The following is a 26610-nucleotide window of genomic DNA, read 5'->3' on the forward strand; positions in this document are numbered from 1 at the left end:
ATTTTTGGCCAAATGAAGCAGGCGGGTTCCGCGTTAGCCCAATGTCAGGAACAGGCAGGCAAGGACGGCACCCGCGATAGCACCCAGCGAGGCAGGCAGCAGTTGGGATCGGAGGCCGATGCCTTTGGGTGCGTCCTTTTGCGTCTGCGCGATCAGCGCGTTTTCAACCAATCCCGGAAGGCGTGGGCCGAAACGTGCCAGCACCATTGCGGTTTTGCTGAAATCACGCAGCGCGGCGCGAGGGCCGATGGATTTCTTGATGTAGTCCTCAACTACCGGGCGGGCGACCTCCCAGATGTTGATATGCGGGTCGAGGGAGCGCGCGACGCCTTCGACAACAACCATCGTGCGTTGCAGCAGGATCAATTCGGTTCGCGTTTCCATGCCGAAGCGTTCGGTGACTTCGAACAGGTAGTTCAGTAGGCGGCCCATCGAGATACGGGTGGCGTCCATTCCAAAGATCGGCTCGCCCACTGCGCGCAGGGCTCGGGCGAATTCGTCGACGTCCTGATTGGCGGGGACGTAGCCTGCTTCGAAGTGGACCTCGGCCACGCGTTTGTAGTCGCGACGGATGAAGCCAAAGAGGATCTCGGCGTAAACCCGGCGGGTGTATTCGTCGATATGGCCCATGATGCCGTAATCATAGGCGATAATATCACCGTTCGCGGCGACCTTGAGGTTGCCCTGATGCATATCAGCGTGGAAATAGCCATCGCGCAAGGCGTGCAAAAGGAACAGGCGCAGGACCCGTTCGCCCAGATCGCGGCGGTTGTGGCCGGCTGCGTCCAACGCTTCGTTTTCTCCCAGCGGGATACCGTCGGCCCAGCTGAGTGTCATGACTCGGCGCGCTGACAGTGACCACACCACGGGCGGCAACCAGAACCCGGCATCATCCTTGGTGTTGGCGGCATATTCCGAGGCGGCGGCGCTTTCCAGGCGCAGGTCAAGTTCACCACGCACCACGCCGTCGAAATGTTCGATCACCTCCATTGGGCGCAGGCGGCGCGCGCCTGGGGCGAACAATTGGACGATGCGGGCAGCAAAGTAGAACGCGTCAACATCTTTGCGGAAGGCACGTTCGATGCCGGGGCGCAGGACTTTGACCGCGACTTCTTCGCCTGTGCTGGTCAGTTTGGCCTTGTGCACTTGCGCGATGGAGGCCGCAGCGATGGGTTCGCTGAACTCCGAGAACACATCGTCCACATGTTGGCCCAGTTCCTTGGTCACTTCGGCCATGGCCTCGGCCCGAGAGAACGGTGGCAGCTTGTCCTGCAACACGCGCAACTGTTCGGCCAGTTCGTCGCCAACCACGTCGGGTCGGGTCGAGAGCACCTGCCCAAACTTGATATAGGCAGGCCCGAGCGCCGTCAGTGCGCGCGTCGCGGGCGGCATGTCGGGATCACCCTTGTAGCCCAGCCATTGGAACGGCTTACCCAAGGCATGCGCCAGAAAACGTATTGCGCGCGGGGCTTCGAACGCGTCCAAGACCACGTTCATGGCACCGGTGCGCTCCAAGGTGGCGCCTGTGCGGATCAGGCGAATGATGTTGTGAGGGCCGCGCATTAAATCTTCCAGCCGGAATGCAGCGCGGCGATGCCCATGCTGAGATTGCGGTACTTGGCGTTTTCGAAACCGGCCGTGCGAACCATGTTCAGGAACGTCTCCTGATCTGGGAATTTGCGGATAGATTCCACCAGGTACTGATAGCTGTCGTAATCATTGGCGATCAGCTTACCCATGCGCGGAATGACGTTGAAACTGTAAAGATCATAGAGTTTCTGCAGACCGTCATTTGGCAACTGGCTGAACTCCAGCACCATCAGGCGACCACCGGGCTTGAGAACGCGGAATGCCTCGTTCAACGCTTCTTGCGGGCGGGTCACGTTTCGGATGCCGAATGAGATCGTGTAGACGTCAAAGGTGTTGTCTTCGAACGGTAGCGCCATCGCGTCGCCCACCACCCAGTTCAGGCTGTCGGCCATCTGGTCGGCCTCGGCGCGCTGGCGACCTTCGACCAGCATCGGCTCGGTCAGGTCCAGAACGGTCGCGTGGCCATAGCCTGCACGTTTCAGGAAGCGGAAGGAAATATCCCCTGTGCCGCCTGCCACATCCAGCAGCCGTTGACCGGGGCGCGGGGCCAGCCAGTCCATCATCGCGTCCTTCCAGACCCGGTGGATGCCCATCGACATGACATCGTTCATCACGTCATATTTCGAGGCGACGGAGTTGAATACGCCCTGCACGCGCCCGGCCTTGTCGGCCTCGCGGACGGTTTCGAACCCGAAATGAGTGGTCTTGTCGCTGTTGTCGGACATTTGCCTTGCCGTTTGTCGAATTTCGCCTCTGTTATAGGGCTCTGGAACCGGGGCACAATGCGGCCCTTTGGAATAGGAGCCGTGTAATGCCGGAATTGCCCGAGGTCGAGACAGTAAGACGCGGCTTGAGCCCTGCCATGGAGGGCGTGGTGATCGAACAGGCGGATGTAAACCGGCCTGATCTGCGTTGGCCTTTCCCTGAGCGCATGGCTGAGCGGCTGACCGGGCAGCGGGTGGATCGGCTAAGACGGCGGTCGAAATACATCTTGGCCGATCTCAGTAGTAGAGAAACCTTATTGATCCATTTGGGGATGTCCGGGCGGATGACGGTGTCGGGCGATCCGCTGGGACAGTTCGTGCATGAGCATCCGATGCCCGAGAAACATGATCACGTGGTGTTCCACATGGCCAATGGCGCGCGCGTGACGTTCAACGACCCGCGTCGGTTTGGGGCAATGGACTTGTTGCCGACGGCCACAGCTGAGGAACACAAGCTGCTGGCGGTTCTGGGACCCGAGCCTTTGGGCAACGATTTTCACGAACAGCACTTGATCGAGGCCTTTGAGGGCAAAAACACCCCGGTCAAATCCGCACTTCTGGATCAGGGAATCGTTGCCGGATTGGGTAATATCTATGTCTGTGAGGCTCTTTATCGCGCGGGCGTGTCGCCACGTCGCAAGGCCGGACAGATTTCTGCGGTAAGGGTGGCGGCGTTGGTTCCAATTATCCGGCAGGTGTTGCAGGACGCCATCGAAGCGGGCGGATCTTCGCTGCGCGATTTCCGCCAAGCCGATGGAGAACTTGGATATTTTCAGCACAGCTTTGATGTCTATGGCCGCGAGGGTGAGCCGTGCCGGTCCGAGGGCTGTGATGCCGCAATCAAGAGAATCACTCAGTCCGGTCGCTCATCCTTCTACTGCGCGCAATGCCAAAGATAACTTGATCCAGCGTTCTCGCGTGATAAGGAATCGTACCTGAACGGAACAACCGGAAGCTTACATCTCATGGCGTTTGAGACGATCATCGTCGAAATCGAAGACCACGTCGGGCTTATCAAGCTCAACAGACCGGACGCGCTGAATGCGCTGAACTCACAACTGATCTCGGAACTGTGCACGGCTTTGGAAGAAGCGGATGCCAATGACAAGGTGCGCTGCATCGTCATCACCGGGTCGGACAAGGCCTTTGCCGCGGGTGCAGATATCAAAGAGATGTCCGAGCTCAGCTTTGTCGACGTGTTCGACGGGAACCTCTTTGGCGATTTAAATGAGCGGATCGGTGCGATCCGTAAGCCGATCATCGCGGCCGTTGGCGGCTATGCGCTGGGCGGTGGCTGCGAGTTGGCGATGATGTGCGACTTTATCATTGCCGCCGATACAGCCAAGTTTGGCCAGCCCGAGATCAACCTGGGTGTCATCGCCGGTCTTGGTGGTTCACAACGTCTGACGCGCTTTGTTGGTAAGTCCAAATCCATGGACATGAACCTGACCGGTCGCTTCATGGACGCGGAAGAGGCTGAGCGGTCTGGGCTGGTCAGCCGCGTTGTTCCAGCCAAGAAGCTGATGGAAGAAGCCATCGGCGCTGCCCAGAAGATTGCCGAGAAGTCGCAGCTAAGCGCGATGGCCGCCAAAGAGGCCGTGAACCGCAGCTACGAAGTCACGCTGAGCGAGGGCCTGCTGTTCGAACGCCGCGTTTTCCATTCGATGTTTGCGACCGAAGACCAGAAAGAAGGCATGGCCGCTTTCCTGGAAAAACGCGCAGCCCAGTTCCGCGACAAGTAAAGCTCAGTACAGTTTGAGACAGGCGGGCCTTACCCGCCTTTTTTCATGGCCGCCAGATAAGGGCAAAGAATCAGCTTGGCAAAGGCGGCAAACTTGGATAACAAGCGCCGCTATACATGCGCGTGCGGCCCGCTTGGCCCGACTCACACTCGTGATTTTGATCCGGTGCGGATATTCCGTGACGCGCTTCTTTAGATAACCGTACCGAACGAAGGTCAGAAACACATGGCAAACTCGCCCCAGGCTAAAAAGCGCGCTCGTCAGAACGAAAAGCGTTTTGCAATCAACAAAGCTCGTCGTTCGCGCATCCGCACCTATCTGCGCAAAGTCGAAGAAGCGATCGCATCCGGCGATAAAGAGGCTGCATCCGCAGCCCTGCGCGCCGCTCAGCCCGAGCTGATGCGTGGCGTCACCAAAGGTGTCTTCCACAAGAACACCGCATCGCGGAAAATGTCGCGCCTGTCGGCGCGCGTTAAAGCGCTGGGCTAATCGCTCAGGTTGACCTTAGGTCAACAAAACAAGGCTGAATTGTTTACAAAGGCGTCACAATCTGTGGCGCCTTTTTGTTGCTGTTGCCGGAATGCCGCGCCTTCACGAAACTGAGAGATTCTTTCGGCCAAAGACCCGAGTCAACATCAGAGTTTCGTTGCCGTATGCCTAGGCCTCTTGTTACCACTAACTTAGCGATTCACTCGCTTGGGGGGACAGGCTGTTTTTCGATCAAACTGACGGGCATCAGGACGGTCGTGAAACGAATGTTGGCAAGCAGGCTTGACCGGTTTGCTGATCTGCTAATGGTCTTTGGGTTACCGAGGATCTGAGCCCTGTCGAAAAATTAGATTGTGATGCGCACCCAGCATACGGGGCGCCCTTTCGTTGGGTGCTCACCTGTTAGGCTGTGCTGACTTTCGCGGACAGTCCCGCCAGACCTATTTGGTTTGGCGCAGGGAAACCCTTTTGCGTGTGAAGGCTTAAAACCGGGCAACCGGGACATAGTAATAAGGCCGACAGGCCAATAAAGAATGGGATGCGTGAGGCGCTTGATGACACAAGAGAAATGGGGACAACTGCGTAACAAACTGCTCAAGGCGATCGGCAAGAACAACTACACGACCTGGATTGAACCTCTGGAGCTTCAAGAGGTGCAGGACGGCGTGGCGACGTTCTCGGTGCCGACCAACTTTATGGGCAATTACGTAAGCCAGAACTTTGCGGACTTGATTTTGTACGAAATGAACACCGCAGGGGAATCGGTTCAGCGCTTGGCGTTTCGCGTTGCGGCCAACTCGCCCGCGCGCCCGTCCAGTCAAGCCGCGGCTACACATGCGGTGGTACAGGAAAGTCCTCAGCCCCAATCCTTGTCTCAGCAGGCCGAGCCGACAAGCGACGCGCTCGAATCCCTGCAGGCGGCACCGCTCGATGCGCGTTTCACCTTTGATACGTTCGTGGTCGGCAAGCCCAACGAACTGGCCCATGCCGCCGCGCGCCGTGTGTCTGAAGGTGGTCCCGTTACCTTTAATCCGCTGGTTCTTTATGGCGGGGTCGGGCTTGGTAAAACTCACCTGATGCACGCCATCGCGTGGGAGCTGAAAACCAAGCGCCCCGAGCTCAACGTGCTGTACCTATCGGCGGAGCAGTTCATGTACCGCTTTGTGCAGGCCCTGCGCGAGCGTCGGATGATGGATTTCAAACATTTGTTCCGTTCGGTCGATGTGTTGATGGTTGATGATGTGCAGTTCATCGCCGGCAAGGATTCGACTCAGGAAGAGTTTTTCCACACCTTCAACGCGCTGGTGGACCAGAACAAGCAGATCATTATCTCGGCCGACCGCGCCCCGGGTGAGATCAAAGATCTGGAAGATCGCGTGAAGTCACGACTGCAATGTGGTCTGGTCGTTGACCTGCATCCGACCGATTACGAACTGCGTCTGGGCATCCTCCAAAACAAAGTACAGCAGTACAGCTCTACTTATCCCGACCTGACCATCGCCGATGGCGTATTGGAATTCCTGGCTCATCGCATCTCGACCAATGTTCGTGTGCTGGAAGGCGCGCTGACCCGCTTGTTCGCCTTTGCATCTCTGGTGGGCCGCGAGATCGACATGGAACTGACGCAGGATTGTTTGGCCGATGTTCTACGGGCATCGGAACGCAAGATCACCGTCGAAGAGATTCAGCGCAAAGTATCCGACTACTACAATATCCGCCTATCCGACATCATCGGGCCCAAACGTCTGCGGTCCTATGCCCGTCCGCGTCAGGTGGCGATGTATCTGTGCAAACAATTGACCAGTCGCTCCCTTCCCGAGATCGGGCGCCGTTTTGGCGGACGCGATCACACCACCGTTATGCACGGCGTCAAACGTATTGAAGAGTTGAAAGTGACGGACGGTCAGATCGCGGAAGACGTGGAAATGCTGCGTCGCGCGCTGGAAGCCTGAGGATTATCCCCTACCGCTCAGGAAAACGCCCCAGAGCCTAGCGCCCGGGGTGTTTTCTTGTGCGCTTTAACCCACGGTTGCACATGAACTGTGCCCGCGCGGCCACGCGGCCCTTGACGCATTGGCCATTCCGACCCAGAAAACCATAAAAAATCCTTGTGCCTCAGGGTGGAACCGCTAACGTGCCAGTCCCGCCCATTTTCGGCACGCAAGTCAGAGGAATAGAGGGTATGAAGATCAGCATCGAACGCGGCACCCTTCTCAAGGCCGTCTCGCAGGCCCAATCCGTTGTGGAACGTCGCAACACCATTCCCATCCTTGCCAACGTGCTGATCGAAGCCGAAGGCGATCAGGCGATGTTCCGCGCTACCGATCTGGATATTGAGGTGGTCGACAAGGCTCCCGCACAGGTCGAGAAGGCAGGCGCGACAACTGTAGCGGCGACGACCCTGCATGAGATTGTGCGCAAATTGCCGGACGGGGCACTTGTGACCCTGACTGCTGACAGCGCGGCGGGCCGTCTGACCGTTGAAGCAGGACGCTCGAACTTCTCGCTGGCGACCCTGCCGAAAGAAGATTTTCCGGTCATGGCGTCCTCGGAGTATCAGTCGAACTTTTCCGCCTCGGCCGCGTTGCTGCGTCGGCTGTTCGACAAATCCAAATTCGCGATCTCAACCGAAGAAACGCGCTATTACCTGAATGGCGTTTATATGCATGTGGCCGATGGGTCCGAGGGCGGCAAAGTGCTGCGCTGCGTGGCTACTGACGGCCACCGTCTGGCGCGCATTGATGCGGATCTGCCGGATGGGGCCGCGGACATGCCGGGCGTGATCGTGCCGCGTAAAACCGTGGGTGAGTTGCGCAAGCTGCTGGACGATGACGAAATGGATATCGCCGTCTCGGTCAGCGAAACTAAAGTGCGTTTTGCGACGCCTGACATCACGCTGACGTCGAAAGTGATCGACGGGACGTTCCCCGACTACACGCGGGTGATTCCGCAGGGCAATACGCGCCAGCTTGAAGTAGACGCTGCTGAGTTCGCACAGGCCGTAGACCGGGTGGCGACCGTGTCGTCGGAGCGCTCGCGCGCGGTGAAACTGCAACTGGACGCGGACAAGCTGGTTCTGTCGGTGAATGCGCCCGACAGCGGTGCCGCCGAGGAAGAGCTAGCCGTGGCTTACGGCGACGAGCGGCTCGAGATCGGGTTCAACGCGAAATATCTGCTCGAGATTGCCTCGCAGGTGGATCGCGAGAACGCTGTGTTCCTGTTCAACTCAGCAGGTGATCCGACCCTGATGCGCGAAGGCAATGACCCGAGCGCGGTCTACGTTGTCATGCCAATGCGCGTCTGATCGACCCTGCAGGGTGATCCTTAACGAAAGGGAGGGGTCATGACCTTGACCCTGACCGAACTTACGGTCTCGCATTTCCGGTCCCATAAGCTGGCACGATTGTCTTTGGATGGGCGGCCGGTGGCCATCCATGGGTCAAACGGGGCCGGTAAGACCAATATCCTGGAAGCGGTGTCGCTGTTCTCGCCTGGTCGCGGGATGCGGCGGGCGAGCGCGGCTGAGATGACGCGGCGACCCGAGGCGCTGGGTTGGAAACTGTCGGGCCTACTAAACGCGCAAGGCCAGAACTTTGAGATCGAAACTTGGTCCGAAGGCGGCGCGGCGCGTCAGGTTCGGATTGATGGCAAGGCGTCGAGCCAGATCGATCTTGGCAAGCTGGCACGGGTGGTGTGGTTGATCCCGTCCATGGATCGGTTGTGGATCGAAGGTGCCGAAGGACGGCGACGGTTTCTGGACCGTATCGCGCTGAGTTTCGACCCCGCCCATGCCGAAGCGTCCCTGACCTATGAAAAATCCATGCGCGAACGGAACCGCTTGCTGAAAGAGCAAGTGCGCGACGCTCATTGGTATGCGGCGCTTGAGGGGCAGATGGCCGAGACCGGTCACCGCATCCATGCCACGCGATTGGCGGCGTTGGATCACCTGCGCGCGGCGCAGGAGCAGGCGGAGACCGCTTTCCCGTCGGCCGATCTGGAATTGGTGCAAACCGAAGGTGCGATGCCTGAAACGGCCGAGGATCTGCGTGAAGCGCTGAACGAAAGCCGATTTCGGGATCTGTCGGCGGGGCGTACACTGGTCGGGCCGCACCGGTCGGATCTGTACGGCGTGTTCGCGGCCAAAGGGGTTCCGGCCAAGGATTGCTCGACCGGAGAGCAGAAGGCGTTGCTCGTGTCCCTGATCCTGTCCAACGCGCGGGCGCTGGCGGGTATGGTTGGCGCGCCTCCGATTGTGTTGCTGGATGAGGTGGCCGCGCACTTGGATGCCGAGCGGCGGGCCGCGTTATATGACGAAATCTGTGCGCTGGGCGCTCAGGCCTGGATGACAGGAACCGGGCCTGAACTGTTTGCTGAATTGGGGGACCGAGCCCAGACGCTGATCGTTACCGAAGGCGATGAGAGCTCGGTCGTGACAGCTTAGGCGGGTTCGTTGACTTTACGCTCCCACAAGAAGCCCCGCATGACCTCATCGACCGGCGTTTTGGCCATGTGATTGACGTAGTTCGACATGGTTTTCTGTGCCAGTCCCAGAACCACATCCAAAACCGCGCGATGCGAATAACCTGCGCCAAAGAAGGCCTGCAGCTGCTCTTCGGTTGGGTTGCCGCGGGTGTCCATCACTTGCAGGGTGAAGGTGCGCAGCGCTTCCAACTTGGCCGAGGGCAGCGGCGTTTCGTTACGCAGCGCCTCTGTGATCTCGTCCGATACCTTCATCATTTTGGCGATACCGGTGTGCGCAGGGACACAGTAATGACACTCGTTTTCCACGTTGATCGTCTGCCAGACGACGGTTTTTTCGTCATTGTCAAAGTCGGTTTGCAGGAACAGGCCGTGCAGGACCTGATAACCCTCCAGATGTTGCGGGCTTTCGGCCATGGCCTTGTGCAGGCCGGGCAAGCGGCCAATGGCGGCCTGCGATTTCTCCAGCAACGGTTTTGAACCTTCAGGGGCGGATTCGAGGTCGTGAGACGGGAAGTTGGCCATGTCGGAACTCCTTTTTCTGGCGCGATGAAACAGAAATAGGGTTTCTTGAGTGATCGCTCAAGTATATATTTGAGTGACCGTTCAAGAATTGGTGAAACGATGCCCCGCAAACCTTCATACGACCGTGATGCTCTGATCTCACAGGCGCGTGACATTTTCTGGCGTCACGGTTGGGCAGGGACGTCACTGAAAGATCTTGAGCGGGAATTGAAGCTGAAGCCCGGAAGCTTTTATGCGGCGTTTGGGTCAAAGGACGCGCTCTACGCGTTGGCGTTGGAGCGTTACGCACAGGACGGGGTGGCCAATATGACGGCACTGGCAGAAAAGTTGGGTCCTTTGGGGGCATTGAAGGCCCAGCCGAGTCTGGTCGTCGCGGCATCAGAACTGCCGACCAAGGCCTGTATGCTTGCCAAGACCTATGCCGAATTGCAGGCAAAAAATCATGATCTGGCTGCCCAGGCGCGTAGCCATATGGTCAGGATGAAGGCCTGTTTTGCCGACTTGTTCCGCCGCGCCCAGAAGGCAGGGGAAATCGGTCCGGATCATGATCCGGATCGCCTTGCAGCCCGCTATCAATCAGACCTTCTTGGCCTTCGATTGTCGGCGGAACGTGACGATGTGAACGCGGTAGAAATCGCAGCGGATATCGCCTCCGATCTGGATCGGCTGTGAACTGCTAACAACTCCAATCAGAACCACAAAACCTTGGGGGAGCGCGTGACATTCCCCACCAGAAAACGTATAAGTTACCAAAATAATATAGGTACTAACGGCATGTCCGAAGACGCACAGGCACCACAAGAATATGGCGCTGATTCCATCAAAGTTCTCAAAGGTTTAGAGGCAGTCCGCAAACGTCCGGGTATGTATATCGGCGACACGGACGATGGCTCGGGTCTGCACCATATGGTCTATGAGGTCGTTGATAACGGAATTGACGAAGCACTGGCCGGGCATGCCGACCATGTGACGGTTAAAATCCATGCCGATTCCAGCGTCTCGGTCAGCGATAACGGGCGCGGGATTCCGGTTGATATTCACCCCGAAGAGGGTGTCTCGGCCGCCGAGGTCATCATGACCCAGCTGCACGCTGGCGGGAAATTCGACAGCAACTCTTACAAAGTGTCGGGCGGTCTGCACGGTGTGGGTGTTTCGGTGGTAAACGCGCTGTCGGATTGGCTGGAACTGCGCATCTGGCGCGCGGGCAAGGAACATGTCGCGCGCTTTGAGGGCGGCGAGACAGCCGAACATTTGAAAGTCGTTGGTGAGTGTGGTGATCGGACGGGGACCGAGGTGCGTTTTCTGGCCTCGACAGATACGTTCTCGAATCTGGAATACTCGTTCGAAACGCTGGAAAAACGACTGCGCGAGCTCGCCTTCCTGAACTCGGGCGTGCGCATCATCCTGATCGATGAACGTCCGGCAGAACGGCTGGAAACCGAGCTGTTCTATGAAGGCGGCGTCAAGGAATTCGTCAAATACCTCGACCGCTCCAAGACGCCTGCGATGCCCGAGCCGATCTATATCAAGGGCGAGCGCGACGATATCGGCGTCGAGATCGCGATGTGGTGGAATGACAGCTACCATGAGACGGTGCTGCCCTTCACCAACAACATCCCGCAGCGCGATGGCGGGACGCACGTTGCGGGTTTCCGGGGCGCTCTGACCCGGACGATCAATAACTATGCCCAATCCAGCGGAATCGCGAAGAAGGAAAAGGTCAGTTTCACCGGCGATGATGCGCGAGAAGGTCTGACCTGCGTGTTGTCGGTCAAGGTACCCGACCCGAAATTCTCGTCTCAGACCAAGGACAAGCTGGTCAGCTCCGAGGTGCGTCCGGCAGTCGAAGGTCTGATGAACGAAAAACTGGCCGAGTGGTTTGAAGAAAATCCCAATGAAGCCAAAGGGATCGTCGGTAAGATCATCGAGGCAGCGCTGGCGCGTGAGGCTGCTCGTAAGGCCCGCGAACTGACACGCCGCAAGACGGCGATGGATGTGAACTATCTGGCCGGGAAGCTGAAAGATTGTTCCGAGAAAGACCCGTCCAAAACCGAAGTCTTCCTGGTCGAGGGGGACTCGGCTGGTGGGTCGGCCCAAACAGGTCGGGACCGGTTGACCCAGGCCGTTCTGCCCCTGCGCGGTAAAATCCTGAACGTTGAACGGGCGCGATTTGACCGGATGCTGTCGAGCCAGGAGATCGGCAACCTCGTGATGGCGCTAGGCACCGGTATTGGGCGCGATGAGTTCAACATCGAAAAGCTGCGCTACCACAAGATCGTTATCATGACCGATGCGGACGTGGACGGCGCACACATCCGGACGCTACTGCTGACCTTCTTCTACCGGCAGATGCCGGAGCTGATCGAGGGTGGATATCTCTACATCGCGCAGCCGCCGCTATATAAGGTTTCGCGCGGCAAATCAGAGGTTTACCTAAAAGATCAGGCCGCTCTGGATGATTATCTGATCAATCAGGGCGTTGAAGGGGCCGTGCTGAAACTGGGTTCGGGCGAAGAGATCATTGGTCAGGATCTGACCCGTGTGGTCGACGAAGCGCGCCAATTGAAGCGTGTTTTGGACGCCTTCCCGACCCATTACCCGCGTCACATTCTGGAGCAGGCCGCAGTGGCAGGGGCCTTTGTACCCGGCGCGGTAGATGCCGACCTGCAAGGCGTGGCCGATAAGGTCGCAGCCCGTCTCGACTTGATCGCGCTGGAATATGAGCGCGGCTGGCAGGGCCGGATCACGCAGGATCACGGTATCCGTCTGGCCCGCATCCTGCGCGGTGTGGAAGAGGTGCGCACGCTGGACGGCCCGATGCTGCGTTCGGGCGAGGCCCGGAAAACCGGCAGTTTCACCCAAAGCCTGCAAGAGGTCTACAACACACCTGCAACGCTGGTTCGCCGCGACCGGTCGCAGGTCATCCACGGCCCGCTGGATCTGTTGCGCGCCATTTTGGAAGAGGGCGAAAAAGGTCTTTCCCTGCAACGCTACAAAGGTCTGGGCGAGATGAATCCTGATCAGCTTTGGGAAACCACGCTGGACCCGGACGCCCGCACGCTATTGCAAGTGCGCGTGGATGATATGGTCGAGGCCGACGACCTGTTCACCAAACTGATGGGCGATGTTGTCGAGCCGCGCCGAGAGTTTATCCAGCAAAACGCGCTGAGCGTCGAGAACCTGGATTTCTAAGTTATTGTAGGTGCGCCCATAGCTTTGCATTTCGCCTAAAGATTTGCATCTTTGGCCCAAAACCTTGGGCGCAGTAACTCTCAATTGTTTCTGGACCTCGGATCTCCTTATCTAAAGGCCCAAATCTTGGCCGACTCCACGCCAACTTCGTAGTTCTTGTAAAGGTTTTCCGAAGCTGCTTCCCAGCCCGAAGTAGACATTCAATACTGAACTTTTTTGAACCTGCTAGAGTGGAAAAAGGGGCGAAGCCGCTCATGCGGCAGGGCCAAACATGACCACCCTGTTTCGTCGATCAGAGTGACTTTCATTTGGGAATCTGCGCGCCTGCCTGACGACTAAGGGTTCCTCGAATAGTTCTACCCGAGCGAGTGACGATGAATACCCATTGAATTCAGCACTAGGGATGGGTTGGACGGGTAACACACGTGTAAACGGAAATACTGGTCATGATTTTTCGCAGGCGCACCAGTTAAATTCGCTTGTTGAACGCATACATCTCTAAAGAGAGTACGAATGGGTCGAAAGTGCAAATAACTGCAATTGAACACGTTTAGCGTGTGGCCTATGTTGGCTCAGCTGAACAAGGCGACGAAGTCCGCCTTTCTGGCGGACCTAATATTGTATGATTAATCAAATACTGAGAGTCACCTAGTATGACGCAAACCTCGAAAGACGCTGACAAACCGCACAAGCCCGTTGGCATTTTTTGGGGATACTTGTTGGTGGCCGTATCTACGGCTGTTGCGGTGATCGCAATTCTCTTTGTATTTGCAACCCACATTGTCGATTTTTCGTTCGTATCTGACGCGACATGCAGGGTGGTTTCTGAGACACGTTTCTATGATCGATTCACGTATTGCTTTTATGGCAGTGATTGGGATGAAGAGACATATTTGGGCGCAGTCAGCGGATTCTATTCGACTTTGGTAGCTGTGCTCGTTGCAGTTCAAGCATTGATATCGTGGCTCGCGTTTACAGTCATTCGAAGCTCAAACAAACAAGCTATTTCAGAGGAAGTCGAAAAAGAAATTCCGTATTTCTTCAGAACGAAGGATGCAGACCCCATCATTCAAGACGCCCTGAATGCAATTTCGTATGAGGCTGCGAAGACCGCACTGCAAGATATTGTTAAAGACGATACTAAGGCCACCGAAGAATTGCAAAGGCAGGTATACGAAAAGTTGGTGCCTGGCTTTGATGGCCTGCGGGGAGACGTTGAGCAACTACAGGCTCAATTTGAACGATACCTTGAAGGTGATGACGCAGATCAGGATAACGGAAAGATTTACGAATGAGAAAAGCTCCGAAAAGGCCGATCAATAGACCTGTTCCCTCCCTGCCTGATCTTGAGGTTGACGCGCTCGACACTACTGAGCGCGTGATACAATATTGCATTCGCCACAATCTGATTGACGGGGTGGAGCTTGATATTGAGCGGCTCATAGAGGCAAACCCCTATTTGTCGCTCAAGAAAAAACCTCTACCAGACGGAATTGATGCTTACATCAAGGAAACTACGCCAAACCACTTTGAGATTGGCGTAAACTCAAAACACAGCCGTACACGGCAGCGTTTTTCGATGGCTCATGAATTTGCTCACTACCAATTGCATCGAGAGAATTTGAACGGGTTGGAGCAAGGCGAACGAATCCTTCACCGGTCAGATGAGCGAAACCACTTAGAGTATCAAGCGAACTCATTCGCGGCTGCCTTGCTCATGCCAGAAGACCATTTCCGGGAGGAGGTGCGTAGAACTCAAGGCGATGTTTCGGAACTTGCTAAACGTTTCGGAGTTTCTCCACTGGCACTGCGGTATCGGGCGAAGAACCTCGGCATGAAAGGGCACGGAGTTTAATTTGGACGAGAACTATTTCCTTCTTTTCAAAACTGCCGATGCCGAAAAAAGAGCGTGGCGGAACCTGAATAGCCAGCGCCGTTCAGTTGTCACCCCGATTGTGGAACTTTCCCGAGGAAAAAAGAAGAGAAACGCCGGAAAGGACAAAGCCGGGAAACCGCTCACGGCCGAGCAACTGTTATCAACATTCGGCGTATACGGTTTCGAGCGTAATTGGCAGTCATCTCTTGAGGCGATGAGAGACTGCGACTGGTTCTTTCTTGATCTCACCCGCGAACCTAGCTTGAGCTGTGCAGAGATCGAGGCACTTGGGAACTCAGCCAACGGATACGAAAAATGGACAAGGTTTGTTTTTGATCGTCGGAAAGAAGGACTAAAGTTAAAACCAACACTCCTCGTGAACCCCGCTGAAGACGACGATGAGGCAAAATATGTGTCCGACCTTAAGGCTCAGTTCTCGGCGTTCTCCAAGGGTTTCAAAGAGATTGCGTATCGCGTTGCGGTTACCGAGGATGATGAGTTTCTGTTCGACCTGCTCTCGCTAAAGCCTGAGATAGATGCTTTTCGAAATGAAGGGGGGCGCTTTTTCATTATTCTGGACCATGAATACGTTCGTCCCGGCAACGGTTTGGTTCATGCCAAGCGCACAGCACAAGTCATTAGTTCTATCTACGCAGAACTAGGAGATGTAGAGGTCGTCGTGCTGGCAACGTCATTTCCGAAATCGGTGACTGATGTTGGGGATGAGGAACACGACATTTTTCGTGTCGAAGAAATTTACCTCTATGAAGAAGTCAAGAAAACCCACACTGGCGTGAAGTATGGGGATTACGGGTCTATTAACCCAATTCGAAACGATGAGATTATTATCACGCAAGGCTGGCGTCCAAGGATTGACTTTGTTTCTCGGCACGATGGGATGCACACATATTATTTTCGCGAGAAGAGAAAGGTTGTCGGTACGAAAGAAGTTGTGGTGAAGGGGGAAAAGAAGACCAAGAACGTCTTGGCTCCTTACTCAGTACACTACCAATCAGTCGCTACAAAAGTCATGGGATTGGCGCCATACTACCAGACAGTGACTGCAAGTTGGGGCAACGATGAGATTATTGCCGCAGCTGGAGGCGCGGTTGGAAGTAATTCTCCTTCTCATTGGATTTCAGTTCGGATGGAAATCCACATCTCTCAGGTGCTGAAGTATTTCGGCTGTGATCCAATTTAGGTGAACAGTCGGGAACTACGGCGTAGAAGAAGTAGGTCTTCGGCGGCAATTTGGGCGTCGGTCTCTGAAAAGAAAGCAGCAGAGCTTTCTGCGAACCTTTCTTCCAGTTCCGAACGGAACATGTTTCTTAGTGCTGTTATGTTCAACCGCTTGGCTGCCTCGGTACGAACTTCAGTCACACCTTTGCGCCGCTGTGAGGCAGGCAAAGCACTTAGCAGTCGCGCTTTAGTAGTCCCGCTTGCCAAATGGAACTTCGAAAGCTGTTTGTTAATGGTCGGCTTTCGCACGTGGTTCACTGTCTGTCCATCAAACACCATTAACCCAGCTTTCCTGGGGGCTATCTCCCGCACGCTGGGCAGCAATCTGTGTGTTGTAACCACGGTTACAAAATCGAAGGTTTTCGAATACTCGGCTAATTGTCCCGGCAACCTCGAAGTGTTGTCATAGTCAGATTTTATTTCAAAAGCATGGCTGTACTCATCCAGTTTTAGTAAGTCGGCTCTTCGATTTTCAAAACCGTATACGGCTTCCGCTGCGAGTATGCTGTTCTTAGATCTAGCGTCGGCTACCAAACGGCGCACCAAGGCAGTCCGAATTTGGACTTCGGTGGCGTAGGAATCCTGTGCGAGGTCAAGATTGTCTTTCATGCTTTCTCTATGGCTCATGCCGGCAAAATATGTGGTGGAACAAATAGAGTACAAAGCAGTTGGGATCAATCTTGGATTTGTTCATCACTCACCCCTTGTTTGTCTGCAACTAAAAAGGTGTACAAGAAATGCCCAAGCAACTTGCCTGACACCCATTGCCAACATTAGCGCTTACAACGGTCGCATGCGAGTAAAGCAGGAATGGCAGCTCTTAGCCGTCCGCGAAAATTCAAAAAAATCTGCTTCTTGCTCATCGCTGATCTTGGCGCAGCTGCTTCACATGACCAGTTCCTATTTTGGTATTTCTCTGAGTTATGAAAATCTCCAGCGTTTGTTTGAGTGTCAAACCATAGATGCCTTATTTTGCAAGTTGCAGATCACCCGGCGTTAGCGAACGTTTTTCCGGCAGTGTCCCAAACTTAATACCCTCGATTTCTAGCTTGTCGCGTATCGCAACCAGTTCGTCTAACTTGTACTCAGATTTCTCGGGAACAATATAAAGAACTTCGGGAACCTTCCTTAAAAGAAGCGCTGCTCTAGCCAGTTGGTCGATCAAATACCCTGGATCAATCCTATTGCGAGGCCCTCGTATTTCAATCGCAGCAAAAGGTTGCGAACCCTCGTAAACGATTAAATCTGTGGCGAGAGGCTCGAATGTACGGCCTTCACGGACAGTCAGAGTTTTTCTTGTATCAAAGACATCGTTTGCGTTCTGCTTTATTAGCTTCTTGGCATTTGACGCGAAATCTCGCGCTCTTTTCTGGCCGCCGAAGCCGCCCCTCGCTACGACAACTGCCGGCTTTTCCGCTAATCGGGCTTGATCAAGAATAGCTTTGGTTTCGGCCTGTGATAGCTCGCCTGAAAGAACTGCATCTGCAATCTCGTGGGCTTTCTTCGGGTCATACCGATCAATCCTTGAAAGCATTATCACTTGCATCATCGCCAGCCAGTCGGGCTTTGAATCAAAAAGATCAGGCCGGTTACTTTTCAACCATTTTGCCGCAGACATTGGATTGCGAAGGCTCGCAGGCTTTGTGCCTCTGATCTCGGCTACACTTTGAAGCGCGTCGTCAGGAAACTCGAAACCATATGTCTCGCTTTCTTGAACGACGTGGTTGAGCCAGGCTCCGAGGGCAATCCAGTTTTCGGTTTTGGCCAAATCTTGAAATTCGTCTTCAGTCATCATCAGTCGCAATCATTTTATTCGCATTGAGCCCATTGCCAATGCGAATGGATGCATGTATAGAGCCCATATGAGGATAGATCGACACGCACCCCCGACGGCCCGACGCGTTCACAAGCGCGGAATGAAAAAACGCGCTGGCAAAATGTCTGGTGTCAAGTTCCCAGGCGTCATTCAGCTCGAAAGCCAAATGGAAGCAGCACTGGTTCGTTGCATGCAGGTCGACCCTCGTGTGGTCTCGCTTAAGCCACAGCCTTGCACAATCGATATGGGAACCGGAAGAGCATTTGCAAACAAAGAAGCGGCGCTAGAGGCCTATGAAGGGCGGAGGTACAAACCACGGCTCTACACACCGGACCTAGAGGTTAAACTTTTCGACGGGCGGGTGTTCTATTTAGACGCCAAGCACAGCGCTCACATAGATAAGAAACCCGAATACCTAGTCTATCCTTCACTTCTTGCCGAAGTCGGAATCTCCTTGGTCATTGTAACCGAAGACTTGTTGCAAGGGCCGGTTGATCGAAATGCTTGGCTATTATTGCAAGGACAAGCCGAAGAGACCGCCCCTCAACTTGCAAGCAGAATGGTTAGCCTCAAACAGCAACGTGTGACGTTCAAAGAACTAAGAGAGAATACTGGTATCCCCCAAGCGAAGATCCTTCGTCTTATTCTTGATGGCTACCTTGTGTTCGATTTTTCACGTGAAGCTCTTGGGCCATCCACGCACCTTAATACTGCGAACCGCGACCGAAGACATCTGGAGGTAATCGAGTTTTGAAGCAGATCCTCAAAAAGCGGCACCAGAGCACCATTCAATTTAACGGTGAAACCTATGCGGTTGATGGAGCGATAGCCGGGCGAGATGCATATCAGCTCTCGAACTCGCAAGGTGAAACTTTTGAGATATCTGGGCAAGAATATCGGGACCATGTGCACAACGGGCTGGTGCAGCGTGGAGGTTTCGACAAACTGCCTCGCAATGTAACCGCTAACGATGCACGTGTAGCTCAGCTCAGACTACGCATTGTGGAAAAGGCACTAAAGCTTGGTGAGGAAGGCGTTCAATGGGGAAAACGCATCCCGATACTCGAACGCGAGTTCGCAGAAGAACCCACCTTTAAAATCAAGGGCAATCGTTTTCCGAAGCAATCGACGGTTCAGAATTGGGTAAAATTGTATCGATGTGGCGGGCCGGACGCACTCTTGCCCAAGCACAGTAACTCAGGAAATCGCACGCCAAGGTACGACAGTGTTTTCCACGAGATAGTGCTCGATCTCTTGGAAATGCAATATACATCGTCGGACAGACAAAATCTGACAAGCTTATCCATCAATGCACACGATCAATACCAGGTCGTCTGCCATGAGCATGGCATAGAGCCGGGTTGCTGCGGACGTAAGGCAGTCGAAGCGATTGTAAAAACAGTCCCACATCTTGACATTCTAAAGTGGCAATTGGGCAGTAACGAAGCTCGCCAGCACATGCGAGTGGCCCAAAAATTCTGTCACGTAGAAGCACCTTATGACCGAATAGAGTTGGACTGCACAAAGGCTGACATAATTCTGGTGGACGATAACGGAAAGGTAATTGGGCGCCCGTGGATTTGTGCGGCCATTGACTGCGCAACTAGCTGGATTGTTGCGTTACAGGTTTTCTTACCAGAACCGTCATCAGAGCATGTGGCTAAGGCGCTTAAGGAGATGATCAGCTATCCCGAAGACGACTTTTTCGAGCAGCACGATATTAAAAACAGGAAAAGAATTGCAGCCATACCGAAAATGGTCGTCATGGATCAGGGTTCGGAAAATGTGGGCGAACCTATCGATGCGTTTATCGCTGTTTCCGGTGTCCATGGTCATTGGGCGGGCCCTAAAAAACCACAAGAAAAACCATTTGCTGAAAACATGTTCTTGCCAGTACGAAACAAGGTCAGTCAGCTTCCAGGAGCCACTAAGTCAAAAGCTTATCCTGACAGGAAACGAACACAAAAAGCGATGGAAGAAGCCTGCCTGACGTTGAGTGAATTCAACTCGATCATGCAGCGCTGGCGCTATGATGAATATGGAAGAACTCCAAGACGAAGAGTTCAGGACATCTACAAAAGAGGGGAAACACCAAGCGCCGCTTGGGACAGGTTGGCCAAAGAACACATTGTGCCTGAACCACCGTCTTTGGACGAGCATCAAGCGGCGTTGATGATCCGATCAGTAACTCGGACCTTGTGGCACTACGGCATCGAATTCGAGACTATGAACTATCACTCTGAGGACTTGGCAAGTCTTTATCGCCGAATTGGTCCAAATCAACGCGTCGAAATTCGCTACGCTCCCCTTGATGCAAGGGAAATTTTGGTGGTCGATCCGCACACAGGCGAGTTGGTGCGCGCGTTCAATAAAGCAAAAGACTTGGCAGCACTTTCTTATAGTGAGCTGAGAGAATGCCGACCGCCTAAGCCGAAACACAACGGGCCAATGAAAACGGCTGCGGAGCTCCATGCAGAGGTCGAAAAGCGTAGGGCATACAAGCAAGGCCCCAAGACAAAGATGCAAAAAAATCGCGCTGCGGCAATCGACAAGCTACGGGCTGCTGAAATGAAGAACAGAAGTTTAAGGGACCCACAACTAATTGACCAAATACGTTCAGCAGTTGGTCCCAACAAGCTTGCGGTTACGAGATCAAGGAACTTGCCAAGGGTCGAAAGAAAAGATGCTGGACCAAACAACTAGTGGAGCTCTGCAAGGTGCATTCATTCGACATAGCCGTCACGAATGGGCTGTCTCGGAGATAAAACGTCTTTTGAACATTGCTGCAACCGAGGGTGGACGGATCATACCAATCTTGGGGCCGACGAGATGTGGAAAGACAGAGCTGACAAAGGACTTGAAGGCACAAGTTGAAAATGACCGCCACGGCCCAAGTGCTATTCTGGTATCTTCAGATGTCATTCTGGGTCGACTTCCGCCACGGCCTTCCGAGCGGGATTATTACGGTTCCTGCTTGCGAAGCATGGGCTTTGATTTCTTAGAACGAGAGCGACCTGCCCAAATTCGAGAACGTCTCTTTCGGCTCGTGGTTGAGCACGGCATTCAGACAATTATTATCGACGAAGTGAACCATTGCGCCGAAACTCTGACTAGGCACTCGCGTCGACAAGCCGCTGATCACTTCAAGACCATTGTTGATGAAACCTCGGTCACTCTGATTTTGGCTGGGTTGCCAATGTTCGAAGCAGTTATGGACAGCAACGAGCAGTTTGCGGGGCGCTGTTTGAACACCATTCGAATGAACCCCTATTGGTGGAGCGTTGAAGCTGATCGTATCGCGTTCTGCGATGCAATCTTTGCTGCCTTCGATTGTCTTGAGAAGTCCGGCATCCTTTTGGAGTTTGACCAAGATGATATGGTGCGGCGATTGTACGGAGCTTCCGGCGGGCGTGTGCCGGTGGCGTTGGAAGTGCTGCGCGCGCCCCTTGCGTTGGGTGACCAAAATTTACCATACAGCACCAAAACGATTGCCAGGGCAGCGACGGATTCAGGTCTGGAGCGAGATCCGTATCAGTCGTTTTTTCTAGAAGAACCACCATCGGATACTGAGTTGATCAGGTCATACATCAGAGTCATGGCAGATGCTGGTCTCGAAGTAGAGCCTATGACGTCGCATGAGCTTGCGATTATGCGAGGTGTATGAGGTGCCGGGTTTGTTTTCAGTACCACCAATGAAAGGCGAGAGCCTTATCGGATACTTGCGCCGCGTAGCCCACGTAAATGGATACAGAGATGTCTCTGAATTTTTGACACGGTTCCGGCGGAAGTATGGGCGAATTCTAGTCGAGAACATCGAGCAATTAGAGCAGGAGATGGGCTTAGAAAATGGTTTGTTGGTTGCTATTTCCCCTTCTGTCAACCCTGAGTCACCCAGCTTAAACTGGCGCTTCGAGCGGCATCATAGCGATCCGATTTGCCCTTCATGTCTTGCCGATGGCCTACCCTTTCAACAAACTTGGCGTCACTACTTGGTGACTGCCTGTCACCATCACAAAACACGACTTCAAGATGTTTGTCCTGTCTGCAAGGCGACACTGCGTCCGACGTCCGGCGGCTTTGATAAATGCGGTTGTGGTTTTAGCTACTCCAATTTCCCGCGGGTGGCAGCAAAGGATCACGAAGTGATCATCTCCGCCTTGATTGCGGGAGATTCAACAGTTGGTGAGCGGTTTCTTGACCTTGCAGGAGGGCGTCAGATCCCAACAGACATTGGCGTTTTTATTAACTTCCTTGCGAGTGGTTTCACTCAGAACCGCACGGGCAAATCTGGGAAAACACAAACACCCAAAAGCGTCGCAGATTCGTTGGAACTAGTTGAGCCGTTGGCAACTGTATTTGAACATTGGCCAAATGGGTTCGAAGAACACGTTCGAGGGTTGATACTGGCAGGAAATTCAGAATCCAACTCTGTGCCGTCCATGCTCGGAAGCTGGTATCAAAGACTGATGAAGTTCGAAGATGATGCGTATCAGCCTTTCAGAGATGCAGTGTCGCGTGCTGCTTCAACCGAGTTCAAGGGAACCTACCTGGGAAAGCTAACGCCGTTGCAAGCTCGGGAATGGGTCTCGGCTAAACAAGCGGCCAAGGAACTGGGAATTTCTGCACAGCGCTTGGTGGCTGAGGTTCAGTCAGGTCAAATTGCCGGAAAGCAAGCCCGTAGCGGGTATGGGCACCGGCATACGATGATTCCACGCTTCGAAATTTCGAACATCTATCTGGATAGGAAGCGGTATTGGGATGGGTTGCAGGCCAGAGACTACCTTGGTGTTACAAGAAAGCAATTTGATCTGCTTCGCGCGTCAGAATTGATCCACGAGGTTGCTGCTGAATACCGTCCTCCACTTGTTGATGGTTGCATTGACAGTGAAAGCCTAAAAGAACTCACAACAAACATTCGAAACTGCACTCAAGTTCAAGCGGGAGAAACTATACCGTTCAATCAGCTCAACCTGAGGCGCACAACTGATCGAGCTGCTTTGATGCATGTTCTTCAGAAAATCTCCACAGGCGTTATCAAACCTGTTGTTGCGGAAGAAAACATGCAACTTGGAGAGTTTCATTTTTCAGTTTCCGACATCGACCGCGAACTGGGGACGCAGCGGTTATCAAAAGACTGGACCGCAAATGATGTCGCGAAGTTAACGGGCTGGAAGGCCCAGGCTGTAACTCACTGGTGCAAGCTGGGTCTGCTCGGATCACGCAAAGTTCCGCATGGCCCAAGCGAGTCTTTCTTGGTTAGACCTCAGCAGCTTGCGATCTTTCAAAGCGAGTACATGCCCGTAGCTACACTGGCTAGGTCAAGAGGAACTACGTCCCGAAAGCTCCTGTCTGATTTTGAGAGCAAAGGGATTGAGACCCATGGTGCGCAAATTGAAGGTACGACTACGCGAGGTCACTTAGTAAAACTAAGTGACCTGGCTTCGCTGCTGTCTGAGGCCGCCTAGTGCTCGCCTGCACCATCCGAAAAGAACACCACTGAAATGCGCTGTCCAATTGCGGGTTCGTGGTCGCGTGAAACCTGCTCAGCTTCCTCGATGACCCGGACCATCTTTTCATGGATCTCAGCGGATGCCTGATGATCGCTTTCGAGCTTTTCCAGGATAACCTGAAGCGCGATGTACCCCTTGGGAAGATCCTCATAGGCGAAGCTGTCACGCACTTCGTGTTTCGCTTGTTCCCAGAAGGGATCAAGCTCACGGCTCCACGCCTCGCACACCATTTCCACGGCAGGCAGTGACAGATGGCCAAACCACTCTTGATCACTGAGTTCGACACCACCTTTGCGTCCCATGAACTCGGCGCAAGCTTTCATAAGGCTCTCAACGCGAGCGGGGCGCAAGTCCCACTCGGTCAGCTTGCCGATCTGCTCTGAAATCGTCTCTAGCGCTTCGGAGAGATCTTCCAGAGACATGTGGGCGTGCTCCATGCCAAGGCTTCTGGTCCGTTCGTATGCAGTCTCCAGCGATTGGACGCAGGCTAGCTGGTCGCGTTCCAATATAAGGCCTGGCGTAGTATCCTTAAGAAGCAGCAGGCGAGGCGGAAAGAAGCTATTGCTCTTGCTAAGTCCTTTGAGATGTAGCGCCGTGAATTTCTCACGGGCCGATAGGAGCGCCAACTCGGCGCCCCAGGTGCCTTGGATTTTGGCCTTGTCGATGAGTTTGTAGCGGTCTTCGGGGATCGTTTGCTTGGTGCGTTCCAGTACGTCGTGAAAGTTATTGTCGCGAAGCCGCCGTGGGGATCGCAGATATTCAACAACACTACCGAGGATCAGTTCTGCATCTTCGGTGCTTTCTTCTAAGACGGCGTCGAGTAGCTCTTCCCCAGCCAAAGTTTTATAGTTCTCTATGCGCTGGGCGATTTTTTCGTCAGATGCAAACTGACCTACTGGCACATCAATAAGGTGGTAATTGACGACCCCGAACTCACTATCGATCCTGTCGATCCTACCCAGACCTTGGATGAGCTCTTTCAGGTTCGAGGTCAGGCCAAGCAACACCAGCGTGTCTGACGACTGAAGGTTGATACCTTCAGCCATCTTGTAAGTCAGAAAAACCGAGGCAGATCCTTTTGGTTCGTTCTTTCCTCCAGGTCGGAAGTAAGACTCAACGGACTTGCCCTGTGTGATACGCTTGAAGCTGTCGGGGCCACCTCCAAAGATCGCCTTCACGGCGCGATCTTCACCCTTGGTTTGGTTTCCCACGACATAGTTGGTGTGGTGGCCTCTGCGCGACAGTGCTTCTGCAAAAATCTCGAGTGTGTCCGTCCGTTCTGCGAGAAAGACGACCCTATCTTTTTCATTTTGTATTCTCAGGCACGCCTCATACCGCTTTTCATCAAGCTCCTTGAGAGCACTGAGACCCAGTTTTTGGTTTAGAGCGTCGCATTTCTTTGTGGGTTCAGGCGCTTCTATTCCCAATGCTGCGAACATGTCGGACTGGTCGCGGTGGGATACCTTTTTCTTCGATTTCCCACCACGCTCGAAGTCGCGAAGCGATTTGCCGATTGCTCCATGAGACATCTCCCAATTGGCCTGGGCGGAGCTCACGCGCAGAATGTTCAAAAGGTTGCGGATGTAGAGTTGGTCTTGCGTGCTTTGTTGCGTGCTGACGTGCCCGAACCGGCTTTTTTCGACAGCGGTCACCCTACCGCCAGGCGCAAGTTCTTTGCAGAGTGCCACAATCTCATCCAGGCGCGTTTGCTGAGGCTTTGTCACCTTAAGTTTCTTCGGGCGCCCGTGGTTTTCAAGTTTCGGGTAACTGTGCTTCTTGGGATCTTCGTCCTCGCCAATGCATCGCCTTTGTCTGCGTGTCAGAAACGGCGAAACAAGTTGAGCGAGTTCGGTGCGAGCCTCTCGCGTGAGCGTCGTGTCAGGTTCTGACAAAACGGCCAGTTGTGTATCCTGGTTGAAGATATCCTTGGGAACGTGGGTTTCGCGCTCGAACAACTCACCCATGGCCTGAATGAAGGTTGGGGTCATGAAAATGGACGCCCGCTTCTCCTGCATATGGGTCAACCAGTCGACATCCCGGTTCCCGAGCAGCGTTGCCGACAGACAGACATTCCAGCTTGGCGGGGCAAGTTCGATGGCTGAGGCCATTTGAGATGCTTGTTCAAAGCCCGGAGTAACTGTGTGGCTTTCATCGATTATCAGAATGCCAAACTGATCGAGCCTGAGCCCAGATTTTTCTTCATCGCCCGCGCCGCGGAGGTGTTGTTTGGCAAGTTTGCTATTTGCGACAGGTTGGAGCGAGTTTGTCGAGTACTTGCGCCAACTGGGAATAACTTTGGGCGGGGCAATTACAGCTGCATTTTTTCGCGCAACGCCATGGACGGGGGAGCGGGGTACAACTTCCGAGAATGTTTCTGACAATGCTTCAGCCAGGTGACAGCCGATCTCTGTCTTTCCCGAACCGGTTGGCGCTTCTACAAAGGCAATCCCATGGTCATAGACGATGGAACACGCCTCATAGGTCAGCTCCTGTTGATACCCAAACAGCGTATGGCTCGTGATCTCTTTTCGGGCGCCAGTCAGCCAGGGTCCAAACCCCTTTTGCTCCGAGATAGTTCGCGCCATCGCGTCTTCAGCGGTCACCGGTTTGATAAGCTTTTCGAGTATTTCCAGCGCTTCGGTATTCCAATCGACAGACACATCCCAAGCCTGCTCAGCGGCTTCTGTGCGCTCGACCTGAAGTTCATGAGTGCCCGCATCCAGGTCATCGGCATACTCGATGTTTCTGTAGAGCCCTGAGTAGGAAAAATTTGCGGATCCGGCGACGGCACCTTTTGGTGAGCTGACGATTTTTGAGTGTAGCCGCCGATCCCCAGATATCCCCAACTTGCGTTTGGCGAGCTCCGGATCGAAGACACGCAGATCAATTTTCCCGGTTTTGATGGCGTGTTTTGCCAGCACCGCGATGAGATCGTGATCCTCCTCCACTTGAAGCCCGGAGCGCTCCAGCCAGTAGAGTTTCATTTCTTCGGTGACTGGTTTGGGGTTGGTCAGCCTTTTGGTATTCGCTGTGTCGATCCCGAACGATATCCGGATCCGGATATCGCTGTCGTTTTCGGGATCCCTCAGCTCTGGCAATTCCTTCATCAAAATCGACAGCGAAGACAAGAAGTCCTGATACCCGGTGACAATCAGACAATCCCCGGAGGTGATATGGGGTCGATAAAGATTGATGACCGGCCGGTCGATATTGGTGCCGACCTTCGCAACCGGTTCGGCATCAAGCTCGCTTGCGGGCTTTTGTTTTGCTTCGGTGAGCTGCTTTGGCTTGGAACGCAGCCAATCAGGGAGTGAAAACAATGAACAAGACTTGGTTTTAGGACGCTTAGTCTAATAGTGATACTGCGGGCATCGTCCTTCAAGACATC

The 26610-nt window shown here is 54.1% G+C and carries 21 protein-coding genes; 15 read left to right on the forward strand and 6 right to left on the reverse strand.

Annotated features, from left to right (window positions below; genetic code table 11):
- Nucleotides 1–33: 33 nt before the first annotated feature.
- Nucleotides 34–1563, reverse strand: coding sequence for a 2-polyprenylphenol 6-hydroxylase (ubiB, locus tag ABLN94_RS15170; protein WP_352993663.1), 1530 nt, complete (start codon nucleotides 1561–1563; stop codon nucleotides 34–36).
- Nucleotides 1563–2315: a bifunctional demethylmenaquinone methyltransferase/2-methoxy-6-polyprenyl-1,4-benzoquinol methylase UbiE gene (gene ubiE / locus ABLN94_RS15175; RefSeq protein ID WP_352993665.1), complete on the reverse strand. Its 753-nt coding sequence runs from the start codon at nucleotides 2313–2315 to the stop codon at nucleotides 1563–1565. Before ubiE ends, ubiB begins: the two co-directional genes overlap by 1 nt.
- A gap of 86 nt (nucleotides 2316–2401) precedes the next feature.
- On the opposite strand from ubiE, the gene mutM reads away from it, so the two are divergent.
- From mutM to recF, 6 genes are all read left to right on the forward strand, one after another.
- The gene (mutM, locus tag ABLN94_RS15180; protein ID WP_352993667.1) at nucleotides 2402–3253 is read left to right on the forward strand and encodes a bifunctional DNA-formamidopyrimidine glycosylase/DNA-(apurinic or apyrimidinic site) lyase; all 852 of its coding nucleotides are present in this window, start codon (nucleotides 2402–2404) and stop codon (nucleotides 3251–3253) included.
- Between the two features lie 66 nt (nucleotides 3254–3319).
- Complete coding sequence (locus tag ABLN94_RS15185) at nucleotides 3320–4096, forward strand: enoyl-CoA hydratase (RefSeq protein ID WP_352993669.1); 777 nt, start codon at nucleotides 3320–3322, stop codon at nucleotides 4094–4096.
- 225 nt (nucleotides 4097–4321) lie between these two features.
- Nucleotides 4322–4585 carry a 30S ribosomal protein S20 gene (rpsT, locus tag ABLN94_RS15190; protein WP_170491168.1) on the forward strand — a complete coding sequence of 88 codons (264 nt, stop codon included), beginning with the start codon at nucleotides 4322–4324 and terminating at the stop codon, nucleotides 4583–4585.
- 554 nt (nucleotides 4586–5139) lie between these two features.
- Nucleotides 5140–6537: a chromosomal replication initiator protein DnaA gene (dnaA, locus tag ABLN94_RS15195; RefSeq protein ID WP_352993670.1), complete on the forward strand. Its 1398-nt coding sequence runs from the start codon at nucleotides 5140–5142 to the stop codon at nucleotides 6535–6537.
- A gap of 230 nt (nucleotides 6538–6767) precedes the next feature.
- The gene (gene dnaN / locus ABLN94_RS15200) at nucleotides 6768–7889 is read left to right on the forward strand and encodes a DNA polymerase III subunit beta (protein ID WP_352993672.1); all 1122 of its coding nucleotides are present in this window, start codon (nucleotides 6768–6770) and stop codon (nucleotides 7887–7889) included.
- Nucleotides 7890–7928: 39 nt separating this feature from the next.
- The gene (gene recF / locus ABLN94_RS15205; RefSeq protein ID WP_352993674.1) at nucleotides 7929–9026 is read left to right on the forward strand and encodes a DNA replication/repair protein RecF; all 1098 of its coding nucleotides are present in this window, start codon (nucleotides 7929–7931) and stop codon (nucleotides 9024–9026) included.
- On the opposite strand, the gene ABLN94_RS15210 is transcribed toward recF, so the two are convergent.
- Nucleotides 9023–9589, reverse strand: a complete 567-nt coding sequence (locus tag ABLN94_RS15210) for a carboxymuconolactone decarboxylase family protein (RefSeq protein ID WP_352993676.1) — start codon at nucleotides 9587–9589, stop codon at nucleotides 9023–9025. The genes recF and ABLN94_RS15210 overlap by 4 nt on opposite strands.
- A gap of 99 nt (nucleotides 9590–9688) precedes the next feature.
- Here ABLN94_RS15210 and ABLN94_RS15215 point away from each other — a divergent pair, with 99 nt between their 5' ends.
- The 5 genes from ABLN94_RS15215 to ABLN94_RS15235 all read left to right on the forward strand — a co-directional run bounded on the left by ABLN94_RS15215 (nucleotide 9689) and on the right by ABLN94_RS15235 (nucleotide 15858).
- Nucleotides 9689–10261 carry a TetR/AcrR family transcriptional regulator gene (locus ABLN94_RS15215; protein WP_352993677.1) on the forward strand — a complete coding sequence of 191 codons (573 nt, stop codon included), beginning with the start codon at nucleotides 9689–9691 and terminating at the stop codon, nucleotides 10259–10261.
- Nucleotides 10262–10363: 102 nt separating this feature from the next.
- Nucleotides 10364–12781, forward strand: coding sequence for a DNA topoisomerase (ATP-hydrolyzing) subunit B (gyrB, locus tag ABLN94_RS15220; RefSeq protein WP_170491156.1), 2418 nt, complete (start codon nucleotides 10364–10366; stop codon nucleotides 12779–12781).
- A gap of 653 nt (nucleotides 12782–13434) precedes the next feature.
- A complete protein-coding gene (locus tag ABLN94_RS15225) occupies nucleotides 13435–14076 on the forward strand; it encodes a hypothetical protein (RefSeq protein ID WP_352993678.1) in 642 nt (213 codons plus the stop codon).
- Nucleotides 14073–14636, forward strand: coding sequence for an ImmA/IrrE family metallo-endopeptidase (locus ABLN94_RS15230; RefSeq protein WP_352993680.1), 564 nt, complete (start codon nucleotides 14073–14075; stop codon nucleotides 14634–14636). Before ABLN94_RS15225 ends, ABLN94_RS15230 begins: the two co-directional genes overlap by 4 nt.
- Before the next feature lies 1 nt (nucleotide 14637).
- Nucleotides 14638–15858, forward strand: coding sequence for a beta family protein (locus tag ABLN94_RS15235; protein ID WP_352993682.1), 1221 nt, complete (start codon nucleotides 14638–14640; stop codon nucleotides 15856–15858).
- On the opposite strand, the gene ABLN94_RS15240 is transcribed toward ABLN94_RS15235, so the two are convergent.
- Together ABLN94_RS15240 and ABLN94_RS15245 are read right to left on the reverse strand one after the other, a co-directional pair.
- A complete protein-coding gene (locus ABLN94_RS15240; protein ID WP_352993684.1) occupies nucleotides 15855–16505 on the reverse strand; it encodes a sce7726 family protein in 651 nt (216 codons plus the stop codon). The genes ABLN94_RS15235 and ABLN94_RS15240 overlap by 4 nt on opposite strands.
- Nucleotides 16506–16863: 358 nt before the next feature.
- Entirely contained in the window at nucleotides 16864–17691 is an 828-nt protein-coding gene (locus ABLN94_RS15245) for a hypothetical protein (RefSeq protein WP_352993686.1), read from the reverse strand.
- 121 nt (nucleotides 17692–17812) lie between these two features.
- Between ABLN94_RS15245 and ABLN94_RS15250 the strand changes: the two genes are divergently transcribed.
- The 4 genes from ABLN94_RS15250 to ABLN94_RS15265 are packed head-to-tail and all read left to right on the forward strand — an operon-like array spanning nucleotide 17813 to nucleotide 23177.
- Nucleotides 17813–18466 (forward strand): hypothetical protein, encoded by a 654-nt coding sequence (locus tag ABLN94_RS15250; protein ID WP_352993688.1) that lies wholly within the window; start codon nucleotides 17813–17815, stop codon nucleotides 18464–18466.
- Nucleotides 18463–20415 (forward strand): Mu transposase C-terminal domain-containing protein, encoded by a 1953-nt coding sequence (locus ABLN94_RS15255; protein ID WP_352993690.1) that lies wholly within the window; start codon nucleotides 18463–18465, stop codon nucleotides 20413–20415. The genes ABLN94_RS15250 and ABLN94_RS15255 overlap by 4 nt, the downstream gene beginning before the upstream one ends.
- On the forward strand, nucleotides 20396–21376 hold the full coding sequence (locus ABLN94_RS15260; protein ID WP_352993692.1) for a TniB family NTP-binding protein: 981 nt from the start codon (nucleotides 20396–20398) through the stop codon (nucleotides 21374–21376). The genes ABLN94_RS15255 and ABLN94_RS15260 overlap by 20 nt, the downstream gene beginning before the upstream one ends.
- Nucleotides 21348–23177 carry a TniQ family protein gene (locus ABLN94_RS15265; protein ID WP_352993694.1) on the forward strand — a complete coding sequence of 610 codons (1830 nt, stop codon included), beginning with the start codon at nucleotides 21348–21350 and terminating at the stop codon, nucleotides 23175–23177. Before ABLN94_RS15260 ends, ABLN94_RS15265 begins: the two co-directional genes overlap by 29 nt.
- On the opposite strand, the gene ABLN94_RS15270 is transcribed toward ABLN94_RS15265, so the two are convergent.
- A complete protein-coding gene (locus tag ABLN94_RS15270) occupies nucleotides 23174–26542 on the reverse strand; it encodes a DEAD/DEAH box helicase family protein (RefSeq protein WP_352993695.1) in 3369 nt (1122 codons plus the stop codon). The two genes, ABLN94_RS15265 and ABLN94_RS15270, sit on opposite strands and share 4 nt — an antisense overlap.
- Between the last annotated feature and the right edge of the window lie 68 nt (nucleotides 26543–26610).

Source organism: Ruegeria sp. SCP11 (genome assembly GCF_040329455.1).
In the GTDB taxonomy this organism is placed as follows: domain Bacteria; phylum Pseudomonadota; class Alphaproteobacteria; order Rhodobacterales; family Rhodobacteraceae; genus Ruegeria; species Ruegeria atlantica_E.

Coding starts and splice junctions, on each gene's coding strand:
- ubiB (WP_352993663.1), bottom strand. CDS start 1,563: ATGCGCGGCCCTCACAACATCATTCGCCTGATCCGCACAGGCGCCACC.
- ubiE (WP_352993665.1), bottom strand. CDS start 2,315: ATGTCCGACAACAGCGACAAGACCACTCATTTCGGGTTCGAAACCGTC.
- mutM (WP_352993667.1), top strand. CDS start 2,402: ATGCCGGAATTGCCCGAGGTCGAGACAGTAAGACGCGGCTTGAGCCCT.
- ABLN94_RS15185 (WP_352993669.1), top strand. CDS start 3,320: ATGGCGTTTGAGACGATCATCGTCGAAATCGAAGACCACGTCGGGCTT.
- rpsT (WP_170491168.1), top strand. CDS start 4,322: ATGGCAAACTCGCCCCAGGCTAAAAAGCGCGCTCGTCAGAACGAAAAG.
- dnaA (WP_352993670.1), top strand. CDS start 5,140: ATGACACAAGAGAAATGGGGACAACTGCGTAACAAACTGCTCAAGGCG.
- dnaN (WP_352993672.1), top strand. CDS start 6,768: ATGAAGATCAGCATCGAACGCGGCACCCTTCTCAAGGCCGTCTCGCAG.
- recF (WP_352993674.1), top strand. CDS start 7,929: ATGACCTTGACCCTGACCGAACTTACGGTCTCGCATTTCCGGTCCCAT.
- ABLN94_RS15210 (WP_352993676.1), bottom strand. CDS start 9,589: ATGGCCAACTTCCCGTCTCACGACCTCGAATCCGCCCCTGAAGGTTCA.
- ABLN94_RS15215 (WP_352993677.1), top strand. CDS start 9,689: ATGCCCCGCAAACCTTCATACGACCGTGATGCTCTGATCTCACAGGCG.
- gyrB (WP_170491156.1), top strand. CDS start 10,364: ATGTCCGAAGACGCACAGGCACCACAAGAATATGGCGCTGATTCCATC.
- ABLN94_RS15225 (WP_352993678.1), top strand. CDS start 13,435: ATGACGCAAACCTCGAAAGACGCTGACAAACCGCACAAGCCCGTTGGC.
- ABLN94_RS15230 (WP_352993680.1), top strand. CDS start 14,073: ATGAGAAAAGCTCCGAAAAGGCCGATCAATAGACCTGTTCCCTCCCTG.
- ABLN94_RS15240 (WP_352993684.1), bottom strand. CDS start 16,505: ATGAAAGACAATCTTGACCTCGCACAGGATTCCTACGCCACCGAAGTC.
- ABLN94_RS15245 (WP_352993686.1), bottom strand. CDS start 17,691: ATGATGACTGAAGACGAATTTCAAGATTTGGCCAAAACCGAAAACTGG.
- ABLN94_RS15250 (WP_352993688.1), top strand. CDS start 17,813: ATGAAAAAACGCGCTGGCAAAATGTCTGGTGTCAAGTTCCCAGGCGTC.
- ABLN94_RS15260 (WP_352993692.1), top strand. CDS start 20,396: ATGCTGGACCAAACAACTAGTGGAGCTCTGCAAGGTGCATTCATTCGA.
- ABLN94_RS15265 (WP_352993694.1), top strand. CDS start 21,348: ATGAGCTTGCGATTATGCGAGGTGTATGAGGTGCCGGGTTTGTTTTCA.